The following is a 4,211-nucleotide window of genomic DNA, read 5'->3' as shown; positions in this document are numbered from 1 at the left end:
CCCATGTCGCGGCCGGCGTCCTGACCCCGCAGTCCGTGGCCGTCTCCCTGCGCCGCTCGCTGCGCCGCACCCACATCGTCCCCGGCGGGGCCATCGGCGTGGACCCGGCCTCCAAGGTGTGCGTCGTCCGCAAGATCACCGACGAGGTGGTCGCGCAGAAGTACGACCACCTGGTGCTCTCCCCCGGCAGCGTCACCCGCACCTTCGACATCCCCGGCCTCACCGACTACGCCCGCGGAATGAAGACGCTCGCCGAGGCGGCCTACGTCCGCGACCACGTGATCGCCCAGCTCGACCTCGCCTCCGCCACCCTGGACCAGAAGGAGCGCGAGTCCCGGCTCCAGTTCGTGGTCGTCGGCGGCGGCTACGCGGGCACCGAGACGGCCGCCTGCCTCCAGCGCCTGACCACCGCCGCCGCCCACCGCTACCCGCGCCTGGACGCCCGGCAGATCAAGTGGCACCTGATCGACATCGCCCCGAAGCTGATGCCGGAGCTGGGCGATCCGCTCGGCGAGGCCGCCCTGGAGGTGCTGCGCGAGCGCGGCATCGAGGTGTCGCTGGGCGTCTCGGTGGCCGAGGTCGGCGCCGAGACCGTCAAGTTCACCGACGGCCGGGTGCTCCCCTGCCGCACCCTGATCTGGACCGCCGGCGTGGCCGCGAGCCCGCTGATCGGCACCCTGGACGCCGAGACGGTCCGCGGCCGGCTCGCCGTGACGGCGGAGATGCGGGTGCCGCAGTTCGAGGGCGTGTTCGCGATCGGCGACGCCGCCGCCGTCCCCGACCTCGCCAAGGGCGACGGCGCGGTCTGCCCGCCGACCGCCCAGCACGCCGCCCGCCAGGGCCGCGCGGTCGCGAACAACCTGATCGCCTCGCTCCACGGCCGCCCCCTGGAGCCGTACTACCACAAGGACTTGGGCCTGGTCGTCGACCTCGGCGGCAAGGACGCGGTCTCCAAGCCGCTCGGCGTGGAGCTGCGCGGGGTGCCCGCCCAGCTGGTGGCGCGCGGCTACCACCTGATGGCGATGCGGACCAACGCGGCCAAGTTCCGGGTGGGCGCCAACTGGCTGCTCAACGCGACCGCGGGCGACGACTTCGTCCGCACCGGCTTCCTCGCCCGCCAGCCCGCCCGCCTGCAGGACTTCGAGTACACCGACGCGTACCTGACGAAGGACCAGGTCCGCGCGCACGCCCAGTCGCTGCTCGCCAAGGGCTGAGCGACGGCCGTACGGCGCCCCCGCGGCCGAGGCTGCGGGGGCGCCGTGTCACACGGGTCGGCGCGCCGTCGGGCACGCGGTCACCGAGCGGTGAGGTACATCCCGCCCGCGTCCTGCCCGGCCGTGTTGCGGCACGCGTAGTCACCGCTCGGACGCGCCCACAGCAGCGTCAGGCAGCGCCCGACCGCCTGCTGGCCGTAGTAGTTGGGGTGCATCGACTCCTGCAGCACGCCCTGCGTGGAGTTGAGCCCGCCGTCCAGGAAGCGCGCCCACTCGCTGGTGGTCGCGGACGGGCCGGTGCTCGCGGTCGGCTGCTTGGTGGCCGTCGAGCAGACCTCGCGGCCCTGCAGCATGTCCGACAGGTCCAGGAACTGCGCGCCCTTGGCAGCGGCGACGCCCGCCAGCGCCCGGGATATCTGCGGCACCATGGAGTCGCGGGCCCAGTCGGCGTCCCCGTCCCAGAACGGGCAGCCGCCGGTGTTGGAGCGGGTCCAGCCGCTCTCCGGGTAGCGCATCTCGGCGCTGCGCGGGATCGGCGACGGGTAGGACTGCAGCACCAGGCGGTAGTCCGACTGCGCGTAGCCGGCGTCGGCCATCACCGCGCGGACCTCGTCGACCGCCTTGCCGACCCCGGCCATCGCGGCGGGCATCCTGTCGTCGATCTGGGACTGCGCGGAGTAGTGGCAGTAGGAGTACCAGACCAGGTAGTCCTTCACGCAGGTGGAGATGACGTCCGAGAAGCCCAGGTCGTTGCCGCCGATCGACAGGGTGATCAGCTTGACGTTGTTCTGCCGTGCCACGGTGGCGAGTTGGTCGGCCTGCGGGGCCTCGCCCTTGAGCGACTGGCCGCCGTTGGAGGCGCGGAAGACGTTCGCGCTGACGGCTCCGGAGCAGGCCAGGTCGATCTCGTTCTGGGCCCCGGTCGAGGCGCTGAGCACCTCGGAGACGTCCGAGCGGTCGCATCCGCTCGCGGCGGTGGCGCCGTAGACCCGCGAGGCGTCGTACGCGCTGCCGGTCCAGGCCCGGTCGGTTCCGTTGCGGCTGCCGCTGGTGCCGGCCGAGTTGCCCTTCCAGCGGCCGGCCTCGCCGGAGATGTAGCTGTCGCCGAGCGTGACGCTGGCGGTGGGCCCGGACGGCACGGCGGCCGGTGCGGCCGGTGCGGCGGAGGCCGGCGAGGCGACGGCCAGGCCCGCGACGACGAGCGGGAGCGCGAGGGCTGCGGCCAGCAGCCGCCGGCCGGGACGACGGGTACTGCGGGTGCTGCGGGTGTTGCGGGTCATGCTCGAACGGTTCTCGGGCACTGCGGAACTCCTGCGGCTCGATCCTCCCGAGGAATGGGGAACGGGAGGATGCCTGGGTGAGGGTGGGCCGCCGGCCGGTGGCGCGATGAAAGATGACATGCCCGCGCTCGCCACCGCTAGGCATCTGCGGGAGGTTTCCGCTTTTGTTACCGCCGGGTTCAGACCAGGCGGGCGGGCGACGACCGGATGCCGCCCGCGGTTCACGCCCACCACACCTGCCCCACCCGGCCCACGGCGCACCGGCCCACGGGCTCACACCAGCCGCGACCCGCCCCCGCCCGCCCCCAGCACCGCCGCCAGGTCCTCCGCCAGCTCCCGCGCCTGCGCCGCCTCCAGCCGCGCCGTGGTGAACCGCAGCCCGGGCGGCGACTGGATCCGGTACCGCGCGCCGGGCGCCGCGACCCAGCCACGCTGCACCAGGGCCGCCAGCACCGAGGTCTCGTCCGGCACCGGCACCCAGACGTTCAGCCCGCTCCGCCCGTGCGCCTCGATCCCACGGGCCGCCAGCTCGCCCAGCAGCGCGTCGCGCCGGGCCCGGTACGCGGCGGCCACCCGGTCCGCCGGCGCGGCGTCGCCGCGCCACAGCTCGGCGACGGTGCGCTGCAGCAGGTGGCTGACCCAGCCGGCGCCCAGCCGCATCCGGCCGGCCACCCGCCCGATCGTCTCCGCGTCGCCGACCGCCACCGAGACCCGCAGGTCCGGCCCGTACGCCTTGGCCGCCGAGCGCACCACCGCCCAGTTCCGGGTGCCGGGGCCGACCAGCGGGTGGTACGGCTGGTCGACCATGCCGTGCCCGTGGTCGTCCTCGATCAGCAGCACCCCGGGGTGCTCGGCCAGTACGGTCTTCAGCGCCTCGGCCCGCCGCGCGGTGAGCGCCGCTCCGGTCGGGTTCTGCGCCCGGCTGGTGACCACCATGGCCCGGACGCCCTCGGCCAGCGCGGCGGCCAGCGCCTCCGGCAGCGGGCCCTCGTCGTCCAGCCGGACGGGCACCTGCTTCAGGCCCAGCGCGGGCAGCAGGTCGAGCAGGCTGCCCCAGCCCGGGTCCTCGACGGCCACCGCGTCGCCGGGGCGCAGCCGGGCGCCGAGGATCCGTTCGATGGTGTCCAGCGAGCCGGAGGCGACGGCGATCGGGCCGCCGGGCAGGCCGTCGGCCTCGAAGGAGGCGCGGGCGAGCGCGAGCAGCTGCGGGTCGACGGCGGCGTGCCCGTACAGCACCGGGTCGGTGCGCGCGGCCTCGGCGGCGGCCGCGAGGGCCGGGGCGAGGTCGGGCAGCAGGGCCGGGTCGGGGTTGCCGGTGGACAGGTCGCGGGCGTGCGGCGGGACGGGGATGCGGATCTGGTCGCGCGGGGTGAGCGCGGGCCTGGGCAGGATGCGGCTGCCCTTGCGGCCGGCGGTCTCGATCACGCCGCGGTCGCGCAGCAGCCGGTAGGCCGCGGCGACGGTGTTGGGGTTGACGCCCAGTTCGGCGGCGAGGTCGCGCAGCGGGGGCAGGGCGGTTCCGGGGGCGAGTCGCCCGCTGCTCACGCCCTGCTCGATGTGGGCCGCGATTTCGCTGGCGCGTCGCCCCTTCAGCGGATAGTCTCCTAGCACAAAGCAAATTATGCACTAGTACGTAGAGGATGTCATGTCAGCCACCCCGGAAGGGTCGCCCAGCTACTCCCGCACCGCCAGGACCACCCCCACCCGCTACCGGGAC

At 74.7% G+C, this 4,211-nt stretch carries 3 protein-coding genes; 1 reads left to right on the top strand and 2 read right to left on the bottom strand.

Annotated elements, in window-relative coordinates; all coding sequences use genetic code 11:
- A partial coding sequence (locus ACIQOV_RS30215) for an NAD(P)/FAD-dependent oxidoreductase (RefSeq protein ID WP_401053770.1) occupies positions 1–1,214 on the top strand: 1,214 nt, incomplete at its 5' end.
- A gap of 80 nt (positions 1,215–1,294) precedes the next feature.
- Here the strand turns inward: ACIQOV_RS30215 and ACIQOV_RS30210 are convergent.
- Together ACIQOV_RS30210 and ACIQOV_RS30205 are read right to left on the bottom strand one after the other, a co-directional pair.
- Positions 1,295–2,494, bottom strand: a complete 1,200-nt coding sequence (locus ACIQOV_RS30210) for a GDSL-type esterase/lipase family protein (RefSeq protein WP_401053769.1) — start codon at positions 2,492–2,494, stop codon at positions 1,295–1,297.
- A 273-nt stretch (positions 2,495–2,767) separates the two neighbouring features.
- On the bottom strand, positions 2,768–4,105 hold the full coding sequence (locus ACIQOV_RS30205) for an aminotransferase class I/II-fold pyridoxal phosphate-dependent enzyme (RefSeq protein WP_401053767.1): 1,338 nt from the start codon (positions 4,103–4,105) through the stop codon (positions 2,768–2,770).
- Positions 4,106–4,211: the final 106 nt, after the last annotated feature.

It is taken from the genome of Kitasatospora sp. NPDC091257, from assembly GCF_044757675.1.
Classification (GTDB): domain Bacteria; phylum Actinomycetota; class Actinomycetes; order Streptomycetales; family Streptomycetaceae; genus Kitasatospora; species Kitasatospora lactacystinica.
Note: the sequence above shows the minus strand (reverse complement) of the source record. Positions and strands in the feature narration are given on the sequence as shown.

Coding starts and splice junctions, on each gene's coding strand:
- ACIQOV_RS30210 (WP_401053769.1), bottom strand. CDS start 2,494: ATGACCCGCAACACCCGCAGCACCCGCAGTACCCGTCGTCCCGGCCGG.